The 21,240-nt window shown below is 39.4% G+C and carries 13 protein-coding genes; 3 read left to right on the top strand and 10 right to left on the bottom strand.

All coding sequences use genetic code 11. The features are described from left to right. Window positions 1-63: 63 nt before the first annotated feature. The 6 genes from EO766_RS08875 to EO766_RS08850 all read right to left on the bottom strand — a co-directional run bounded on the left by EO766_RS08875 (window position 64) and on the right by EO766_RS08850 (window position 11,150). Window positions 64-939 carry a YicC/YloC family endoribonuclease gene (locus tag EO766_RS08875; protein WP_074417516.1) on the bottom strand — a complete coding sequence of 292 codons (876 nt, stop codon included), beginning with the start codon at window positions 937-939 and terminating at the stop codon, window positions 64-66. 158 nt (window positions 940-1,097) lie between these two features. After that, window positions 1,098-2,474: a SusE domain-containing protein gene (locus tag EO766_RS08870; protein WP_218331723.1), complete on the bottom strand. Its 1,377-nt coding sequence runs from the start codon at window positions 2,472-2,474 to the stop codon at window positions 1,098-1,100. Between the two features lie 63 nt (window positions 2,475-2,537). After that, entirely contained in the window at window positions 2,538-3,392 is an 855-nt protein-coding gene (locus EO766_RS08865; protein WP_074417514.1) for a SusE domain-containing protein, read from the bottom strand. A 123-nt stretch (window positions 3,393-3,515) separates the two neighbouring features. Continuing rightward, window positions 3,516-5,132 carry a RagB/SusD family nutrient uptake outer membrane protein gene (locus tag EO766_RS08860; protein ID WP_287100900.1) on the bottom strand — a complete coding sequence of 539 codons (1,617 nt, stop codon included), beginning with the start codon at window positions 5,130-5,132 and terminating at the stop codon, window positions 3,516-3,518. 37 nt (window positions 5,133-5,169) lie between these two features. Next, a complete protein-coding gene (locus EO766_RS08855) occupies window positions 5,170-8,193 on the bottom strand; it encodes a SusC/RagA family TonB-linked outer membrane protein (RefSeq protein WP_287100898.1) in 3,024 nt (1,007 codons plus the stop codon). Between the two features lie 41 nt (window positions 8,194-8,234). After that, entirely contained in the window at window positions 8,235-11,150 is a 2,916-nt protein-coding gene (locus tag EO766_RS08850) for an alpha-amylase family glycosyl hydrolase (protein ID WP_074420501.1), read from the bottom strand. A gap of 301 nt (window positions 11,151-11,451) precedes the next feature. On the opposite strand from EO766_RS08850, the gene EO766_RS08845 reads away from it, so the two are divergent. The 3 genes from EO766_RS08845 to EO766_RS08835 all read left to right on the top strand — a co-directional run bounded on the left by EO766_RS08845 (window position 11,452) and on the right by EO766_RS08835 (window position 15,840). Further along, the gene (locus tag EO766_RS08845) at window positions 11,452-12,810 is read left to right on the top strand and encodes an MFS transporter (RefSeq protein WP_074417510.1); all 1,359 of its coding nucleotides are present in this window, start codon (window positions 11,452-11,454) and stop codon (window positions 12,808-12,810) included. An 88-nt stretch (window positions 12,811-12,898) separates the two neighbouring features. After that, window positions 12,899-13,855, top strand: coding sequence for a carbohydrate kinase family protein (locus EO766_RS08840; protein WP_074417509.1), 957 nt, complete (start codon window positions 12,899-12,901; stop codon window positions 13,853-13,855). A gap of 29 nt (window positions 13,856-13,884) precedes the next feature. Continuing rightward, window positions 13,885-15,840, top strand: a complete 1,956-nt coding sequence (locus EO766_RS08835; protein ID WP_074417508.1) for an alpha-amylase family glycosyl hydrolase — start codon at window positions 13,885-13,887, stop codon at window positions 15,838-15,840. 37 nt (window positions 15,841-15,877) lie between these two features. Here EO766_RS08835 and EO766_RS08830 read toward each other — a convergent pair whose 3' ends face one another. The 4 genes from EO766_RS08830 to EO766_RS08815 all read right to left on the bottom strand — a co-directional run bounded on the left by EO766_RS08830 (window position 15,878) and on the right by EO766_RS08815 (window position 21,184). After that, entirely contained in the window at window positions 15,878-16,336 is a 459-nt protein-coding gene (locus EO766_RS08830) for a hypothetical protein (protein ID WP_218058105.1), read from the bottom strand. A gap of 9 nt (window positions 16,337-16,345) precedes the next feature. Next, window positions 16,346-18,553 carry a TonB-dependent receptor family protein gene (locus EO766_RS08825; RefSeq protein ID WP_074417542.1) on the bottom strand — a complete coding sequence of 736 codons (2,208 nt, stop codon included), beginning with the start codon at window positions 18,551-18,553 and terminating at the stop codon, window positions 16,346-16,348. Window positions 18,554-18,684: 131 nt separating this feature from the next. Further along, window positions 18,685-20,226, bottom strand: coding sequence for a vanadium-dependent haloperoxidase (locus EO766_RS08820; protein WP_074417541.1), 1,542 nt, complete (start codon window positions 20,224-20,226; stop codon window positions 18,685-18,687). Between the two features lie 4 nt (window positions 20,227-20,230). After that, a complete protein-coding gene (locus EO766_RS08815) occupies window positions 20,231-21,184 on the bottom strand; it encodes a hypothetical protein (protein WP_143439398.1) in 954 nt (317 codons plus the stop codon). Window positions 21,185-21,240: the final 56 nt, after the last annotated feature.

The following is a 21,240-nucleotide window of genomic DNA, read 5'->3' as shown; positions in this document are numbered from 1 at the left end:
TTGCGAAACAACCCACAGCTATTGCTGTGTAAATTGAATAGTATTAAAAAATAACTTTGTTGCTTATAAAACGTTTAATACTTGTTCTTTTGCTTTTTCTAATTCATCTTTCATTAACACCACACATTTTTGGATAGCGGCATCATTGGCTTTTGAGCCGGTGGTATTAATTTCTCTGCCAAATTCCTGCAAAATAAAAGAGAGTTTTTTGCCTTTACTGCTTTCGCGGCCTTCAATGATCGACCGAAAATAATGGCAATGATTTTGGAGGCGTACCTGTTCTTCGCTAATATCAATTTTTTCAATATAATAAATCAGCTCCTGCTCCAAACGGTTGGAATCATAATTATCTTTTCCTACCCATTCCTCCAAAAGTTTTACAATGTTTTCTCTAATTTTTTCGCGGCGTAAAGGTTCTAAAGCTGCAATTTGTTTTTGCTGTGCTTCAATATTCTGCAGGCGCAGCAATAAATCTTTTTCAATAGACTTACCTTCCTGTAAACGATGTTGTTTTAATTGTTGCAGGGCGGTGTCCAATATTTTTTTAAAGCTTACCCATTCCTCGTCAGTCATTACTTCGGTAGTATTCACCACCACTTCGGGTAATCTTAAAACAGCCGCCAGCAGGTGATCGGCCTCTGCATTCAGTTCATGTGCTATTTGCACAACTGAGGTATAGTAAGCTTTTAACAAATCGGTATTAATGGTTACGGGTTTTGCACCGCCATTTTGTTTTAGATTGATGATACATTCTATACTTCCTCTTTCCAGCGATTCGCTTAACATACTGCGAATATCGAACTCAAAAGGTTTTAACATGGCAGGCATCTGCAATCGCAAATCGAATTGTTTGCCGTTCAGGGAGCGGAGTTCTACAATAAATGTTTTATCACCAATACTTTGTTCTGTTCTTCCATAACCGGTCATTGAATATAACATAATACCTTTTTAGTGTTTGCAAAGTAAGCAATGTTTAATTGTAATGTATCAATGACTGATGAATTGTTTACCTGATACCGGTAAAAACAGCAGCCAAGCACAGGCATAAAAAAGCCGGGCAGTAGTGTACCCGGCTTAAAAAAAAGAATAAGAAAAAATTATTGAATGGTGTAAGTATAATAACCCGCACCGGTTAAGTACAAAATAATTTTATGTGTACCTGCAGTAAGGTTAATGTTATCGCCACCAGGGTCTAAACTACCATCGGCACCGGTATCGCCATAATTTAAGCCCCAATCGTGATTGGCGCGGAACTTAAACTGATCGCCTGCAGTTGCAGTAATGGTACCTGACCAGGTATTGGATCCTGCATCATACGTTAAATTAATATCATTGCTCCAGCCACTGGCACTAAAACTACCAATTACACTCCAGGTAGTTGCTGTAGCTGACCAGGTATTGTTATTAGTATTGGCTACAATATGGTAGTAACCGCCGGCCGGAACACTAAGGTTACCTCCGCTCGGACTTAAGGTGCCTCCGCCACCATCGCCCAATACATTATTCCAATTGGGTGCGGTTGTGAATTTAAACTGATAGGAACCTCCGGAAGGAATGTTGATGTAACCATCGTAATTACCATCGTTTTTAGGAGAACCGAGGTTAGGCGCTGTAGCCGGATTCCAGCCCTGATAATCGCCGGGAACCCATAGCAAACCAAATTTCTGTGCAGATACTACAGTAAAAGTGCCATGCTGAAAATCGACCGTAATGGTATAAATACCGGTATTGGCCGGGCCGGGAATATTATCGCTTAGGTTGGCACCAAAACTACCACCGGCGCTTAACCCGGGAACAGTTTTATCGGCTACGGAATATTTATTGCTCCAGTCGCCATTTACAGGCAACAAAAGGTATTCAGCGCCACCATTCAGATAAAAATTACCCTGATAGGTTACAGAATCGAGCATTTTGAATTGTTGTGCAGGTAATGGTACCGGATTGCTCCATGCCCCTGCTGTGGCACTGCCTACTAAAAAAAGTGTTTTAGAAGCAGGTGGCGTTACTTTGGGTGGAACTTTATATGTTGTAAAGTTAATCGTAACTACATTTGATTTCAGTTGCTCATTGTTATTGGCATAAGAGGAAGTAATTCTAAAATCAATGGGGTATTTGGTGTTGTAAGCAAAGCCAAAGCCCAGCAAAATATTATTCAAATCTTTTGCTGTAAAAGAATAGCTGCGGGTAACATTCACCACACGGGTAACTTCTTTGGCAAAATTTCTGCCGGATGAGTCTATTTCAACAATAAACTTCACATTAGAAGTATCAACGGAATAATTGGGATTTGTCCAGTTCAGTGTAAGCACTACTTTATCGGAATCGGCCATGGCAGGCGCAATACTAGTAGCTGATGCACTTAATGTTACCACAGTGCCAGGCTTATAAGTAGGCAAGCTTCCCACCTTATCGCAGGCAGTAAAAATTACTGCAAGAAGTAAAGCAAGAAAGCTGAGTTTAAAAATTGGTTTCATATATTTATTTTTTCTTATTATCAATTGTTGTTTAGTAAACCTGTTCAGTAAGTTGAACGTATGTTATTGTTTAACAACTGTATATTTCCCTTTTTGAAAATCAACGGTAATGGTATACGTACCCGGAGCAGTGGGGCCGGGAAAATTATCACTTAAATCATAACCAAAACCACCACCGGTTTCTGTTGGACTTAATGATGCTTTTGTGGCATATTTAGGCGACCAGTCACCATTTACCGGTATAAACAAATATTGATTAGCAGATGTAGTATTATCACCTCCACTCATTTGCACCGTAATAGTATATAATGTTGGTGTTACTTGTTTAAACTGCAACTGCGGTGTTGGTACCGGATTGCCCCAGGAATTTAATTTAGGATCGCCACCAATTAAAAATAACTGACCAGATGCAGGTGGCTGCACTTTAGGAGGAATGGCATAGGGTGTAGCAGTAAATTTCAAAACATTTGAGAGCAAGTTGGTTGCTTTTACTGAGTTGATGGAAGCGGTTACCCTTATTTCAATATTGTGCTGTACGCCAGGGGCAAGTCCCAACTGGTTCAACAAATAATCGTTAAACTGGCTTTGGGTAAATGTGATGCTTAAATCGGGACTAACGGATACTGTTTGACGATTAGGATTGGTAAAATTAGAACCTGTGGTATCTATTTCAATTAAATAAGATACATTTTGAGAACTAATGCCTGATGTGAACATATAGTTGGGATTAGTCCAGTTCAATGTCAGTGCCGTATTGTTGGCAGTAGCATAACTCAACGGAATGTTACCTGTTACCGATGCAGTTAACACCGGAGCAGTGCCACCCTGAAAGGTATCGATGGCATCATCTTTTTTACAAGATGCGAACAATGCCATGGCTACACCGAAGATGAGGAGTTTGGCAAGTAATGTTTTCATTTGTGTATATTTTAAAATGTTTGTTTATAAAGAATCTGCTGTTTTATTTCAAATATTCGCTGTATAAATTTATTTATTTTAATACAGCTGCCGACATTTTGTGGAAGGCCGGCAGTCTGAAAATTAATAGCCCGGATTTTGCGTTAAGTTGGTATTAGAAGATACATCTGAAGACGGCAATGGATACAGGTTTCTGTAATTGCCTACAGATGTTCCGGTAGGCACGCCACCTTTCCAAGGCCATAAATAAGCTGATGTTGTGAACTTGCCATAGCGAATTAAATCGGTTCTTCTAAATCCTTCCCAATACAATTCACGAGAACGTTCTGCTAAAATAAAATCGAGTGTTAAATCCGCTGTTCCAATATTTCCTGCAGTGCTGCCACCATAAGCACGGGTGCGCAATTGATTGATATAGGTTAATGCCTGTGAAACGCTGCCACCTGTACCCCCACGTAAAACCGCTTCTGCATAAATTAAATACATTTCAGGCAGGCGGAATAAGGGAATATCAACATCGGCAAATGTGGGATTAGAGCCATTATTGCCCGATGTTAATACATTAGGTGTGGTAGGCCTTGTTTTATTGATGAATTTTTGAACGGCATATCCATCGGTAAAAGTGGTGAGTGAATTGATTTCCAGATTTTGTCCGCTGGTATAAAATTCAGCACGTTGGTCGGCATTGCCGTTGGGGTCAGGAAATAAATTCACTAAACTTTTAGTGGTTCGCATACCGGCCCAGGCCGCATCCAATCCATAATCGCCGGCATTCATGCTGCCGCCTAATGAACCGTGGCAAAGGAAGGTAGAACCACCATAGTTTTGGGTTTTTAGCCCATCGTAGTTAATGGTAAAAATAAATTCGTTGGTATTTAAATTATTATCTGCACGCATTAACCAACGATAATCGGGCATTAAACTATAGCCTTCATTAATTACTTTAGAAGCGTAGGTAATTGCATCGGTATATCGAGCAGTTCCGGTATACACCTGTGCATTCAAATAAATACGTGCTAATAAAGCTTCTGCTGCAGCTTTATCGGCCCTGCCATACTGATTAGCTTTTGGTGCCGGCAAGCTGGAATCACAGGCTTTTAATTCAGATTCAACATAGTTGAATAAATCGGCACGTTTAATTTGTTTGGGCAGGAATGAACCAATGGCATCCTTTTCCGTTGCAAATGGTGGATTACCAAATAAATCCATCAGCACACTGTATTGATAAGCTCTTAAAAAACGTGCCTCTGTTCTAAAGCTGCGAATATTATCTGCATTGGTTCCGGTAATGCCCCTGGCCGCCAGATTAGCATCAGAAGCCTGATTGATGAAATTGTTACATAATGTTATTTGATAAAAGGAACGATAATACAAACCCTGCAGCATGGGGTTATTGGCAGTCCAGTTCATTAAATGAAAATCTTGTAAACCCGGATCGCCCCAGGCCACAACGGCTTCATCAGTACTTAACTCCTGTGCATTCCAGTACAGGCGAAAGAAATCTGAAGTACCTTCATCAATTCCCTGAATATCGCCACTACCGGCCGGACCCTGATTTCCGGTTAATGCAAAACTGCCATATACTTTTGCAGCAGCTTCTATATACCCCTGTTTGGTACTAAACACCTGATTGGCGGTAATACCATTGGTGGGGGTTAGGTCTAACTTCTTGGTACAGGAAATCATGAATCCTGCTGCCAGTGTAGCCACCATTGTTATTTTAAGCAAATTATTTTTCATATCTTATTTTTTATAATTGTAGCAAATGGAATATTGATTAAAAATCTAAATTCAGGTTCAATACAAATGTTCTGGGCCTGATATAAAGGCTATTATCAATACCGCTATAAGTTTGAGGATAGGTACCTTGATAATTTATTTCAGGGTCAGCACCTTTGTAATCTGTAATCACAAACACATTCTGAACACTGGCGCCTAAACGCAAGCCCACTGTATTTTTAAACACTTTCCCGAAATTGTAGCCTATGAAAATATTATCCATTCTTAAGAAAGAGGCATTCTGTACATAATAATCAGACAAGTAATAGTTGGTGCCATTGCCAGTAAAGTTGGTATTTAATACATCAGATGAACCATTACTCAAATAACCTAAAGGATTCAAAATATTCTTCATGGTACCGGTGCTGGATGCTACGTTGTTGTATAAGTAGTTACCCAGGTTGGCACGCATAGAAAAACCCCCATTCCATTTTTTGTAATTTAAATTAGTATTAAACCCTAAGAATACACGAGGATCGGCATATTTATAACGGTATAAATCGCTGGCGGTAATAATACCATCTCTGTTTAAATCGGCAAATAAATTTTCAATGGGTTTGCCTGATTTATCATAAATCTGTTTATACACATAAAATGAACCACGCGGATAACCAACTGAGTTAATTAAGATGGTATTTCCGGTTCCGCCTGAAATACCACCGTATAAGTTACCCGGATAATTGGGATCATTAGAAATGGTTAATTTGGTAATTTTATTGGTATTGTAAGTAATATTAAAACCTACATTCCACTCTAAATCTTTGGTACGAACCGGTGTGGCATTAATGGTAAATTCCAAACCTTTATTTTCCATATCGCCCACATTAGCCACAATTTGGTTAGAGAAATTGGTACCTGCAGGTTGGTTAATCAGGTTTAACAAGTTGGTTGTTTTTCTATAATAATACTCAATGCTACCAGTAATACGATTGTTGAGAAAGCCATAATCTAAAGCAATATTACTGGTGGCGGTTTGCTCCCATTTACGATTGGCATAATAACCACCGGGGCGGAACATTTGGTAATACGTTCCCCCAAAATCGTATTGCGCGGTTGCATTACTTAAACCATAATAAGAAATATAATCGTAGTTACCAATACCATCCTGCTGGCCTGTGATACCATAGCTGGCTCGTAATTTTAAATCAGACAATGCATTTACATTTTTCAGAAAATTTTCCTGATTAATTTTCCACGCAACGGCTACAGATGGGAAATTACCCCAACGGTTATTGGGACTAAAGCGAGAAGAACCATCGCGACGGAAAGTAGCTGTTAATAAATATTTATCGGCATAAGTATAATTCAAACGGCCGAAATAGGAAAGGATGGTATTCTCGGGTTTATCGAAGGGATAAGTAGGATCTGAATTAGGTGCTTTTACGCCGTTAGCAGAATAATCGGCATAATAATAATTGGTAGTTAAATAATCGTTGTATTCATAACCACCCATTACGTCAATGCGGCTACGTATTGATTTTAAATCTTTTACATAATTCAAATAAAACTGTAAAAAGGTATTGGAATTGGTTTGTTTGTAGTGGTCATTCACACCACTATGGTAATTACCATTGCCATCTACAAAGCGTTTGTAGCTGGCGGCAGCACTATCGGGTACATAAATGGTTCCTTCACCCTGAGAAATATCATAACTCAAATTCAATTTAGCATGTAAGTCGGGCAGGAAGTGTACTTTATAATCGAACTGGGCACTACCAATACTTCTTTGCACGGTGCTTTTATCTTCCCGCATCATTAACAAGCCCAATGGGTTACGAGGCGCAAGGCCTTTTAATCCGCTGATGGAAGTAGGATCTAACCACTCCCAATATCCGCCAAAACGATTGCTGCCGGAGTATACCGGTTGTGTTGGATCGAAATTAACAGCAGCACCAATAGCACCCTGGTTCGCAAAACGGCTTTGGCTGTAAGTACCTAATACACTTAATTGAATATTTAAATGATTATCAAACAAATGCGGATTTAAGTTTATACTTAAAGATGTTCTTTTTAAGTTATCGGTTTTCAAAATACCATCCTGATTTAAAAAGCCCGCTGAAATTCTGTAGGGCATATTTTTCAAAGAGCCCGACATACTTAGCTCATTATTTTGGCCCAAAGCAGTATGGTATATTTCTTTTTGCCAATCGGTATTGGCATTACCCATTAATGCTTTTTGTGTAGCATTACCATTGGCATTTACGTATGCACGAAACTGTGTAGGAGTTAATACCGGCACTTCTTTAGTGGGCGTATATACCGATAGTTGTGATGTAAAGCTGAATTTAGGTTTACCTGTTGAGCCGGTTTTGGTAGTAATAATGATAACACCATTTGAACCACGGGCCCCATAAATAGCGGTAGCAGAGGCATCTTTCAGCACAGTAAAACTGGCAATATCATCGGGATTAATTAAAGAAAGCGGATTAGCTTGTCCAGAAATTTGGTTATTCGACAAGGGCACACCGTCAATCACAATTAAAGGATCGTTACTGGCATTTAATGAAGCCCCACCGCGTATACGTATGGTACTACCTGCACCGGGCGCACCACCATTCGAAGTAATTTGTACACCGGCTGCTTTACCCATAATTAATTGTTCAGGAGTGGTAATGCTACCTTTGTTAAAATCCTTTGCCGTAAGATTGATGACCGAACCGGTTAAATCTTTTTTACGGCTGGTACCATAACCAATTACTACTACCTCATTTAATGAAGTGCTAATGGCCGATAAACCAATGCTCATTTCACCTGCTTCAACAGGTACCTCACGTGTTGCAAAACCAATGCTTGAAATGGTAAGCGTTTTGGCATCAGCTGGTACTTTTAATTTAAATAAACCATTGGCATCGGTTGCGGTAGCAATCTGCGTGCCTTTTATGGCAACAGTTACACCGGCTAACGGACTACCATCTTTTACATCGGTTACTTTCCCGGTAACCTCCTTGTTTTGGGCTAACGCAGGCACACTAAAAGCAAACAGGGCCAGCGTAACAGCAACAAGCAGTCGTTTTAAATTCATAGTTGTATGTTTTCTGTTTTTTAAGAAGTAAAAAAGTTGATTTATTTCGCTAATAAAAATTGTTGCACTTTTCTTTGTCCGTTTTGTTCCATCACTAAAAAATAAACTCCATTTGGCAAACCTGCACTGCTAAACCCATTGGCATACAAAGAAATTGTTTGCATGCCTTTGGGTTTAAACCCATTCCATATATTGGCCATATATTGCCCGTCTATATTATACACATCTAATCGTACCACACCGCTTGCCGGTACCTGAAACTTCACCATAGCTGCTGCATTAGCAGGATTAGGTGATATCTGCAATTGCATGTTTTCTAACGGATTATTCACCGGTGTTACGGCCGTTACTACAGTATTGTTTACATTCTTATTGGTGTATACATAATATTCACCCGGTTGCAATGTAATGTTATCGGCACCGCCCGATGCGGTAATGGTTTTTGAAGATAAATAACTGTACCAAGTACCCGCAGAAGGGAAGGTAACGGAGGTGGATTGCTGATTTACATCAAAATTACCCACAAATACAACGCTTAATGAATCGCCGGTAACGATTAACTGTTTAAAAGCATTACCTAAATTATAACTGATATTTTTTGGCGCTGTAAATGTTGAACTGTAAACCGGATTGGTTCTTAGTTTAAGCAGTTGGGCATATACATTATACAATGCCAACCGATTGGGGTTGCTGTAATAATCCCAACGCAGCGGTTTAGGATCAGTACGGCATCCACCGGTAGCATCTACAGTTCCATTAGGACAAGTGTTAATACTATAGTCATAACCCAACTCACCAAATTGCCACAACATTTTAGGACCGGGAATCATGGCCCATAAAGCAGTAGCCATGGCATTGCGTTTTAAACCGGTAGCAGTATCTTTTATGGCATAACTACCATTGCTATTACCATATTGTTCATTTTTATACATCAGCCTTTCTTCGTCATGGCTTTCCATATAAGTAATAAGGTTGGGTTGGTTGTAACCCCGATTGGTGTACACACCATAACTTACATCCCAGGAAGGGTTGCTGTAACCCATGGTAGCCTGATTAAAATTGCTGTTTAAATTTCCCCAAATCATCATGCCATAATTGGCTTCTACCTGCTCTTCCGAATTATCTGCAAACATTTCTAATATGCAATAAGCCCCTTGTGAAACAGATTGAATTTTATCATAAATATTTTTCCAAGTGGCTACCCTGGCTGTATCATAATTGCCCCATGCAGCTACATTACAATTGTTGCCAAAAGCATCGCAGGTATTTTTTTGGGTAAAGCCTTTAGCCAAATCCCATCTAAACCCGTCAATTTTATATTTAGTAAGCCAGTAGGTTATGACGCGGTTTCTAAAATCAATGGTAGCCTGACTTTGGTGATTGAACTGATACCCAACATTATATGCATGGGTAGGATACTGATTGAACCATGGATTATTGGCAGCAGGAATATTTTTTACCGGGTCCCAATACATTTGCACCATTGGTGAAGAACCGAATGAATGATTCATTACCATATCCATTATAACGGCAATGCCTTGCTGATGACAGGCATCTATAAATTGTTTCACTGCTGTTTCAGTGCCATACACTTTATCGGGCGCAAAGTAAAAATTAGGGTTGTAGCCCCAACTGCTGTATCCTTCAAAGTTATTGAAGGGCATTACTTCAATGGCATTCACACCGAGGCGTTTTAAATAGCTTAACGTATCCTGTAATCCTTTCCAATTTTGTGTAGCTGTGAAATCGCGAATCAGCAATTCATATATCAGCAAGTTGCGCTTATCAGGGCGGAAGAAATTGGTAACTTGCCAGTTGTAGGCAGGCTTTGCTGTTTGCAATACACTTACAATTGAACCCACTGCATTGGCAGGGAATGGTTTTAAATTAGGGTAAGTAGTTGAGGGTATTTGTGGATCTACATTTTTATCCAATATTTTTTCTGCATTGTAATCGGCCACAGTTAAGCTACCATCTATCTGATACTGATAAGCATATTCTACACCGGGCGTTAAACCGGTTAACCGAATCCAAAAGCGCAGGCTGTCGGGGGTTTCATTCATCTGGTAATTTAAAGAGGGAGCCCAGTTATTAAAATCACCCAGTACAATAATTTTAGTTTTCTTAGGCGCATATAACACCAAAGTAGCAGAAGTATCGCCGGGTTCATAGTTAATACCATCGGTAACACCGGCCGGCAATGGAGCAAAATTGGTTCCGCCGGAAACTAAAAAACTTACTGTATCTCTCGAAAATGCACTTCCGCTATATGCTTCTGCAATCATGGTTTGTGTGCCTGCTGCTGCAATAGTGGGTGCTGCAGATAGTTGTGTAACGGCACTATCGTACGCAATGGCAGTACCGTTATAATAAATGGTAAGGCGTGAGGGCTGGCTGGCTTTTGCATTGATATTCAACACATCACCCATATTTTTTGTAACCGGCTCAATGATGGGTATATAAGTAGGTTGTTTTAAGGGTGTATCAATTCTTGCATACAATCCATTATCATACACCGGGATATACATATCCGAACCATCGGCATTGGTTTGTTTAATACTGCCATTGCCATTTCGAAAAAGAATGGCAATTTTTAGAATCTTTTCGGAAGGATTGGTGATATTAAAAAATGATCGTAAACCACCGGCAATGGTATACCGCCACAAATTGGTACCGGCAGCTGGCGCATTGGCAGCAGGGTTGGTGGTGCCCCAGGTAAAGGGTACATATTTCCAGTCTGATGATGATGTGCTTGCAGAAGTAATTACACCAATATGTACATATACATCTGTAGCAGGTGTGTAATTCAATAATCCCTTGTTTCCTTTGGTTGCATCGCAGGTAATGGTAATAGAAGCACTGGTATCCTGAATAAAAGCAGGCGACCATCTTAATAATTGCGCATCGACTGTTATACCTGTTAAAATCAACAAAATAGCAAGTAGAAATCGTTTCATATGGTTCAAGTTGTACTGCAAACGTTTGCAGCAATGTGTTATTTATACACAATGCCATACAAATTTGTGTACTTTTTACACAATAGAAAAATTTTTTTAACTATTTTTTCCGATAAAGTTGAAATAATTGAGGATAAGCAGTAAAAATTGGCCTTTTACAAAATGTAAACAGCAAACGATTGCGCCTTTACATAAATCATACTTGGAACTTGGTGTTTCTTATCTTTAATACCATTTGTTTTTTGTAAGCTTTTGGTAAAAAGTATTACAGGTAACAACTGCTAACGATTAAACCAAATACATGGCCTTTACGAAACCAAAACTCAGTTTCTGGCAAATCATTAATATGAATGTAGGATTCTTTGGAATCCAGTACAGCTTTGGCTTACAGCAGACTGCCATAAATCCGTTGTACACGTTTTTACATGCCCGGCCTGAAGAATTACCGCTATTAAATTTAGCCGGTCCCATGACCGGATTACTGATTCAACCATTAATTGGTGCAATTAGCGACAGAACCTGGCATCCGCGCTGGGGAAGGCGCAAACCATTTTTTTTAATTGGTGCTATTTTTTGCAGTTTAACCCTGTTTGCTTTTCCCTTTAGCCGCAGTTTGTGGATGGCCGCCGGTTTATTGTGGATTTTAGATGCTGCGAATAATACGGCTATGGAGCCTTACCGTGCTTTTATAGCCGATAAACTAACCGAAAAACAAAGAGCTATGGGATTTTTAACCCAAAGTTTCTTTACAGGTCTGGGTATTACCTTAGCCAATCTCTCCCTTGGATTTTTTAAAAACATCATTACCGGTGAAAGCACCACCAGCGATGGACGTTCAGGTATTCCTTACTGGGTATTTGGCTCTTTTTTTGTGGGTGCTATTTGCTCAATTGTAAGCGTGGTATGGTCGGTCAGTACCACCCCTGAAATTCCGCCCACAGCAGAAGAATTGGCTGAACTGCGGGCAAAAAAATCAGGATTTTTTGCTTCCATGAAAGAAATATTTTTGGCTATTGGTGATATGCCCCGCATTATGTGGTTACTGGCATTAGTCTATTTATTTCAATGGTATGCCATGTTTTGCTATTGGCAATTTGTATCGTTAAGCATTGCCCAATCGGTTTTTCACACTACGCCCGATGGTAATGCCGAATTATATGAACAAGCCGTTGTTTGGGCCGGAAAAGTAAACGGCTTTTACAATATTGTTACTTTTGTTTCTGCATTTGGCCTGGTGTGGCTTGCCAAAAAAATAAGTGCTAAGTATGTGCATATTCTTTGCTTACTCATGGCAGGAATTGGTCTGCTTATATTTCCACATATTGTACAAAAAGAATTATTGTTTGTACCCATGATTGGCTTTGGTATTGCCTGGGCCAGTATGATGGGGGTACCTTACATTATGGTAGTGGGCAGTATACCGAAAGAACGTTATGGGGTGTACATGGGCATTATTAATATGATGATTGTAATACCCATGATTTTACAAACTACCACATTTGGATTTGTGTACCACTGGTTACTGTCTGATAAACCCACTAACGCTATAGCCTTTGCGGGAATATTATTATTGCTGGCTGCTGTAGCCACTACATTGATAAAAAGAGAAAAGATGGATAACGACAAACTGATACCCGCTGCATCGGGTGGAGGACATTAAACAGCGCATCATTGTTCAGAACGATGCAGTGAGTGACACAAGAGGCGATGCCATGAAAAACAAAAGCTGAACACATAAAAATAAAATTATGCATACCATTATTTGTATAGGCGAAGCGTTGATAGACATGATTTGTACCGATAAAGGAAAATCATTGGAAACCAGTGAACATTTTCTGAAAAAAACAGGCGGCGCACCTACCAATGTGGCAGCAGCCATTGCAGCGCTTGGCGGCAGGATACAATTAGCGGCCAAAGTAGGTAATGATCCCTTTGGGCATCAATTGATACATACGATGCAGGATTTTGGTGTAGATACCCAATGGATGCAAACCAGCAACGAGCATTTTACCACTTTTGCATTTGTTTCATTAAAAGAAGATGGTGAGCGTGACTTTGTTTTTAACCGCGGTGCGGATGGCTATTTGATGCAACAGGAAACCCATGGAATGCTTACTAACGATACCGGCATTGTGCACTTTGGATCTGCCACTGCATTTTTACCGGGCCCCTTACAAGAAACTTACCGCACCCTTTTAAAAGAAGCCAAAGCAAAAAATTGTTTTGTAAGTTTTGACCCCAATTACCGGCATTTGCTTTTTGCGCACCAACAACAAAATTTTATTCATCAATCGTTGTACTTTTTACAAGAAAGCGATTTTTTTAAGGTGAGCGATGAAGAAGCCATGTTATTATCGGGCTGCAGTTCTGTTGCCGATGCGGCAAATTGGCTGGCTAATTTTTCAAATGCAGTATTCTGTATTACTTTAGGCAAAGAGGGTACGTTATTGTGCTATCAAAAACAACAAATTACCATACCCAGCATACCCGTTGAAGTGGTGGATACCACCGGTGCAGGCGATGCATTTGTTGGCGCTGTATTATACCAGTTAAGTTGTGTAGAAAAAAACAAGATGATGCAACTAAACATCAACAACTGGCAGGAAATTGTTATCAACGCCAATAAGGCAGGTGCCAGAACCTGTGCCTACATGGGCGCGATGGAGGCATTTAAACATTTGAATAGTGATATTTTTAAAGCTTAAATTTTTACATCCTATAAATTAAACCGGCAGTGTATCAAAAAAATTTACACAATAAGATTGTTGAACTACTGCAGCAACAATCATTAGATATTTCGAAAAAAGACAGTGCATTTTTTGCACGTTTTATTGCCAATGCAACGGCTATAGAATCATTGTATCTGCAGTTATATGCACAACATCCACAATGCGATATCATTTGGCAGCAGTTGATGCAGTTAATCATCACCACTTATCAACAACGCCCCCAACCCTTTCTGGAAAGAGATACCAAAAAATTACAACAGGAGCATTGGTTTTTAAGTAATCAATTGGCAGGAATGAGTTTATATGTGGACCGATTTTGCGGCAACTTGCAAAACTTGCAAAACAAATTAGATTATTTTACTGAATTAGGCGTGAATGTGCTGCACCTGATGCCATTGTTCGAAAGTCCGCTGCATGAAAGTGATGGCGGATATGCCGTATCTAATTTCAGAAAGGTAGATGAACGTTTTGGTACTTTGAAAGATTTGCAACAGTTACAGCAAAAAATGCAGAAACAGGAAATGTATGTAATGCTCGATATTGTTTTGAATCATACTTCTCACAAACACGAATGGGCAGAAAAGGCAAAACAAGGAGATGAAAAATATCAGCATTTTTATTACATGTTCAACGATCGGCATATACCCGATCAGTATGATGCATCTATGCCGGAAATTTTTCCCGAATCAGCACCCGGAAATTTTACTTATGTGCCTGAATGCAACAAATGGGTAATGACTGTTTTCCATCAATACCAATGGGATTTGAATTATAGAAACCCCGAAGTGTTTATGGTGATGTTAGACAATATATTTTTTTATGCCAATTTGGGTGTAGATATTTTACGCATTGATGCGCCTGCATTCATCTGGAAAGAAATTGGCACTACCTGTCAAAATTTACCACAGGCACATGCCTTGCTGCAACTGATAAAATGTTGTGTGGAAGTAGCCACCCCTGGCATGGCATTACTGGGAGAAGCCATTGTTGCACCTAAAAAAATTATGCAATATTTTGGAACAGGATTATTCATTGCACATGAATGTGATTTTGCCTACAATGCCACGCAAATGGCTTTGCAATGGGATGCATTGGCCACACAGGATGTTCGGGTAATGCTGGCAGCACAGGAAGATTTGGTAAAAAAACCATTTGGCACATCGTGGATAACGTATACTCGTTGCCACGATGATATTGGACTGGGGTATGAAGACAACAGTATTCGTAAAGCAGGTTTTAATCCATACGAACACCGCCGATATTTAAAAAATTATTATTCAGGTAATATAGAAGGATCACCGGCACGTGGTGCTTTATTTTCAGTGAATCCTAAAACACAGGATGCACGAATCAGCGGTTCATTGGCATCGTTGTGCGGTTTAGAAGCTGCACAGGCCAATCAGAATGCAGCAGCTATTGAAGAATCAATTGCCAAAATTTTGATGATGCAGGCACAAACTTTTTTTCTGGGTGGATTGCCCATGTTGTTTTATGGAGATGAAGTGGGCTATACCAATGATTACAGCTATCTGCATGATCCGGGCAAAAGTTATGACAACAGATGGATGCACCGGCCATTGATTGACTGGGATAAAAACAAAAAAAGAAATACAACCGGCACCATTGAAAACAGCATCTTTACACAAACACAACAGTTGCTGCAGTTACGAAAACAGTTGCCCATTTTAAGTGATTATAGTAACATCATCTGGTTAACCCCACACAATATTCATGTTGCCGGTTTTATGCGGGCTTATGGTAATCAACGTGTTTACGCATTGTTTAATTACAGTAACAAAGCGTCCTACTTAACTTGGTATACATTTAAAGAACATGGCCATATTCCAAAACAATTATTCAATCATCTCAATCAGCAAGTGTACACCGTTGGTGCAGATTATGAATATTTAATACTACCCCCATATGGTATGTTTTTATTAGAACCTTATGAAGAAAAATAATAGCTGCTTTCAATTATAGTCTCAGCCACAAAAGGTTTTAGCGGCTGATTCTTGCATACCAAATGGTAATGGCACTGGCTATCAATACAATATTTTTAACAATGTATTGCCCGGTAAGTGTTAACACAAAGGCATGTTGCCAGGTATCCGCAGGCAAATAAATCAATGGCAGAAAAGTAGTAAACATGTGTAAACCAAAACATACAAATGCCAGTTTGGTTAATTTAGGAAACAACCATAAAATACCTACTGCCACTTCCACACTACCCAATAGTATTAAAAAAATATTAATTGGAATAAATCTTACTACTGTAATGCTGTGTAAATGTTGCACCAACGCTTCCGCCGGCGATACCTGTATAATTTTTAAATAACCAAACCAAATAAATACAATGGATAAAGCCAGTCGGTTAAACCAGATAATTGTATTAAAAATCTTAACAGCCGGAATTTTTACATTAGAATAAGTAGCAGAAGATACAGTTTGTTGTTGCATAAAAAAATTTTACATTTTAACAGAAAAAGAAATAAAAAAAGTTCTTCCATCAGCCGGTAATATGCCGGGGCCCGGATAAAAAGTGATACGCTGACTGAAATAATTCAAATTCAACAGATTATTAATTCCACCGGTTATCTGGTAATGTTTCAAAAATGCATACCCTATTGTCCAATCCCACAAACCGAAGGAAGGAATTACACCTGTAACACCATTGGCACTGTTAACCGTATTTAAAGCATCGTTGTACGATTTATCTGTATAACTATATTGCATTGTAGTAGTGAACTGATGTAACAATAACGACAGGCCGGTTTTATTTACCCATTGTGGCACATGCTCTACCGTATTGCCTGTTAAATTCACATTATTGCCGTTGGCATTTGATTCACCACTGATATAACGGGCATGGGTATAGGCTAATGAATTAAATAAACGAATATCTTTTTGTTTATTATTTCTCTTCCACAAAGCGGCTAAGGATATTTCACCATAGGCTTCTATGCCTTTAGCAACCGCATTACCAATATTGGTAGTATACAAAAAGGGATTATGGTTCGCATCATTTTTTGTAATTAGTCCCACTCTGTTGCCATAATATACCCGAAATACATCCACATCAAAATGCAATATATTTTTAATTGTTCCTCTGTAGCCTATACTGATATCATAGCCTTTACTATCTTTTAAATTAGGATCAATCACATCTACCCTGTCGGCCGGTGTTATTTGCGAATAGAGGTATGGCCGGTATTCCTGCGATATATTAGCGTAGACCTGCGTGGATTTTGTACTTTGAAATTGCAAACCGGTTCCAAACAACGGAAAAGAACGATTGCCATTGTATGACACAGCTGTTGCGGCATGATTGATAACACCCGTATAATCAGATTGAATCAATTCATACCGAAAACCGGGTATAACAGAAAACCGCGGTGTAATTTGAAAAATATTTTCTGCAAATGCTGCCGCATTATTGGTATGAAACCGCAACATGTTACCATAAGGTGCTATTAACGACAAATCAAAATTACTGCCGGTAGTGCCCACACCTAACTGATCTCGTCTGGTAACTTCTGAAGACAAACGGAAACCGGTTGCCAGCGTACTTGTTACGTTTCCAATTTTATATGAATGCAACAATCTGGCTTCTATTGAGAAACTGCTGTAATAATCCCGATCTACCTGTCTGGGATTATATGAACCCAATTGTTTATTCACGGTATCGGCAATATTAGGTGTGTTGATGAACTGAACACTATTGCGTTGGCCGAACAAGACATTAGCTGTAACCTGCAATTTGGTATTGGGTGAAAAGCGGTATTTAAAAATAATGGCAGGAATATTAATTTCCGGATTAAAAAAATTACGATTGCGCAAGGATTGTCTGGGATTTTGTGCAAACTGTGCATCGGTTAAACCGCCTGCAATTTGTTGTACATAGCGCATTCGCGAAAACTGAAAAGCAATACTGCCTTTATCGTTAAAACGATATTCTAAATTGGCATAGTAGGCATGATAATCAAATGCCTGCGAAGGGCGCCAGCCATTGCCATGCCGGTTATCATAATAAGCATAATAATTTATTTTACCGGTTGTGCCACCCACTGCATTGTACGAATTGTAAAATCCGTTACTGCCGGCAGTTTGATTACTCTCAACCGATATGGGTTTGGTACTATCGCCTTGCCTGATAATAAAATTCATCATGCCGCCATACTGACTGCCATACTGTAAGGCTGCAGAGCCGCGGACAAACTGAATTTCCTGCACGGCTTCTAAGGGTAGTGTATAATGATTTTCAGGATAACCAAAAATATCGCTATTGGTAACGTACCCATTTTGACGCATATTCATTTCAATACTTCGGTGCGAATCGGTTCCCCTTGCACCAATGTTTAATTGTGTTCCGGCACCATCCATATCCCAACTGGTTAATCCGGGTACTTTTGCAAAAACCTGCCTTACCATATTTTGAGCCAGATTGGCTTGTGTTGTATTAGGTCTGATGAGATTGGTTTTTTTACCTGCAAATACTGCAACACCTTTTAGATCGGGCAGAAATTGTACCGAATCGCGAAGGGTTGAGCTTACAATCACTTCCTGCAAATCATTTACGGGTATTGTATCATTGTTCATTAAATTTTCTTGAGCAAAGAGTTGATTATTGAAAAGAAAAAACAGTGTACAAAAAAATGCAACGCGTAATAATTTCATATCAGAATACATTTAAAAAATAGTGTTACATTCAAAAAAATGCTTTATATTGAATTTGATTTTTAAAAAATCCCCCCTTGTAGAAACAAAGGGGTACGCTAGATGAACTTAATCGAAAACATTACATATTTTTATTCGGCGCCATCCTGTTTTGCACGCAAAACAGCATAATTGCCTACTTTACTACCCACTACTAATCCGGTATCACAATCCACTTTATAATGAATACCTCCTTCTAATCTTGACATGGAAGCCTGATTGGCCATTGCCCAATATTTGCCGGCCTGTTCAGGTACAATATGTGCCAAAATAGTGGCAGCAGCACCGCTAAAGGTAGAATGGCCGGAGATATAAGATGGAAAATTAGGTATGCCTGTTAATGTTTTAATGGCAGGATTCATTTGTGTGGGCCTTGGATTAAAATAATAATATTTTACATCCCAACATACAATGGCAGCATCCATTAATGCCATATTTAATAAAGCATAATTTCTAGCCCAACGTACTTCACTGAAGTTTTTTGTAATAAAATCTTGCGCAGCAATGGCATCCCAGTGGCCTGGAGGTGTAAATGTACCAACCCCGTCAGCCCAAAATTGAACATGCTGTATATTTTCACGTGTGGGTGATTTTATTTTTTCATACACTTCTGCAGCAGCCTGTTGTACAGCCTGACCATGTGTAGCGGGTGGAGGAGCCGGACGAAAAGAGGGTACTGTTGCAGCAGGAAACAAAAATGGTATTACATTTCCAAACAATGGCAACATGGGTGGTCGTTTGGGAGATTCTAAGCTATACCAGGGTATCTCACCTTTAACCATTGCAACCGTTTCAAAATTTTTCCAGTCGGTGGAGGTGCCTACGGCTTTGCCGGCATTATCGGCTTTAGCCCGTGCAATAAAAACTTCTGCTACCTGTCTTCCCAATGCTTCACCGGCAGCAATATCACTGCGTGTTGCAGCACCGGCCATCATCATGGACAATTCCTGTTCCTTTGCTTTTTGTTCAATATTGGCAATCTCTGTAGGGAATAACAACTTCATCATTTCAGCCGTTACCCCGGCCATAACTGCAGCTTCAGATGGATAGGATGGCAAGGTTGAAGTAGTTACTTTTGCCTGTATAGTACTATCATTGGTATAAGGTGCTGCACGATTGTATAATTTTTTATAATACCAGCATGCTACCAACGCATCATATTGTGCTGCGCTGATATAAGCATAAGCACGTGCTGCATAAGGCGGATTGGCAAACGGAAACAGCGGATAGGCAAATGGGTTATTGGCATTGGGAATAGGATAGCTGCCATCGGGGTTTTGATAGGCGGGCAAATTGTATTTGGTTACCAGGCCCCGCATTAATTCATTCCACCTTAATACACCGCCGGCGGCCCAATATTGAATGGTAGCCATTTGCGATGAGGTGAGATTTTTTTGATATCCCTTAATTTCATTCAACTCTGCTTTATAATCGGCTGAACTTACCGGATTAGGAGCCGCAACAGCAAAAGTATCGGGGCGGGGCAATAAAATAGTTTTCCAACTCCCTGCATTGAGGTCTACATTTTGTGGCTGTAGGGGTGAAAGGTTGGCCGTAATATCCGGCGCATTTTTGTTGCAAGCAAATACAATGGCTGTAACTGCAACGATTGATATAAATATAATTTTTTTCATACAATTAGTTGGTTGATTGGTTGTGATTAATTTGTTTTTGTTTGGCAGAAGCAAAATCAAATACTTTAAAAATACCAACTGCCATATTGGTTGCCTGTCCTACATTTCTTCCGGTAACTGTGTAACTCACACTGCTGGTAAGTGCAATACGATGGAAATGTGGAAAGGCATATTTCCCATTGATACCGACTATGGTAGTATTCATTTTATTACTAGGGAAAGGCATATCGTTTTTCCTAATATCAAAACCACCTAACGTAGTTGCATTGACTAATATAAATTCGGCATAATCTTCTTTTTTTCTATAACCAAAGCGAATGCCTGCATACATTATATTAGGCATAGCCACTTCATTGGTGTAATGCATTTCAGTGGTGTAATAAGCTGTCCTGTCGATGTATATATTATCTCTGTAAGCATAGGCTGCTGTACTGGTTACAAAAAAATTCTTTTTCTGATAATCGAGGATTAAACGCAGAGAAGCAGTTTTACTTCTTACACCAATAGCAAGTGGCAAAAAATCTGCCTGATAATTGGTGGTAGGAAATGAATAGCCGCCGGTTAAAAACACAGTATATTTTTGTTGTTGTACTTTCTTTTGCCAGGCCTGCCATTTTATCCAGATACCGGCATCCTGCAATCCTTCCATATCATGCAAAGTGCCTGCAGAGGCATGTGTACGCACATAAGGCAAGCTGTATAATACATTTAACTTACCAGTAATTCCATAAGCGCCCATAAAAGCTACCGATTGGGTAGAAACAGTACCTAAATTGGCATTGTCTCTTTTGAAACTACCTTCCCAGTAATGGTTCCAGCTATTGTAATTGTACACAAAACCGGTACACCAGTTTTGTTTGGCCATCATAATGCCATCTTGTTCTGTTTGTGCCTGTATGTTTTGTAATAATGGCATGAGTATCGAGAAAAAAAATAATTTTTTATATGTTATTTTCATATTTGTTCAGTTAGTTTGTGGTTGCTAAATTGATTTGATGTTTGCAACCTGTTGCA

Source organism: Hydrotalea sp. AMD (assembly GCF_004100315.1).
Lineage (GTDB): Bacteria > Bacteroidota > Bacteroidia > Chitinophagales > Chitinophagaceae > Hydrotalea > Hydrotalea flava.
The sequence above is the reverse complement of the archived record's forward strand: the minus strand, read 5'-3'. Positions and strand labels throughout refer to the sequence as shown.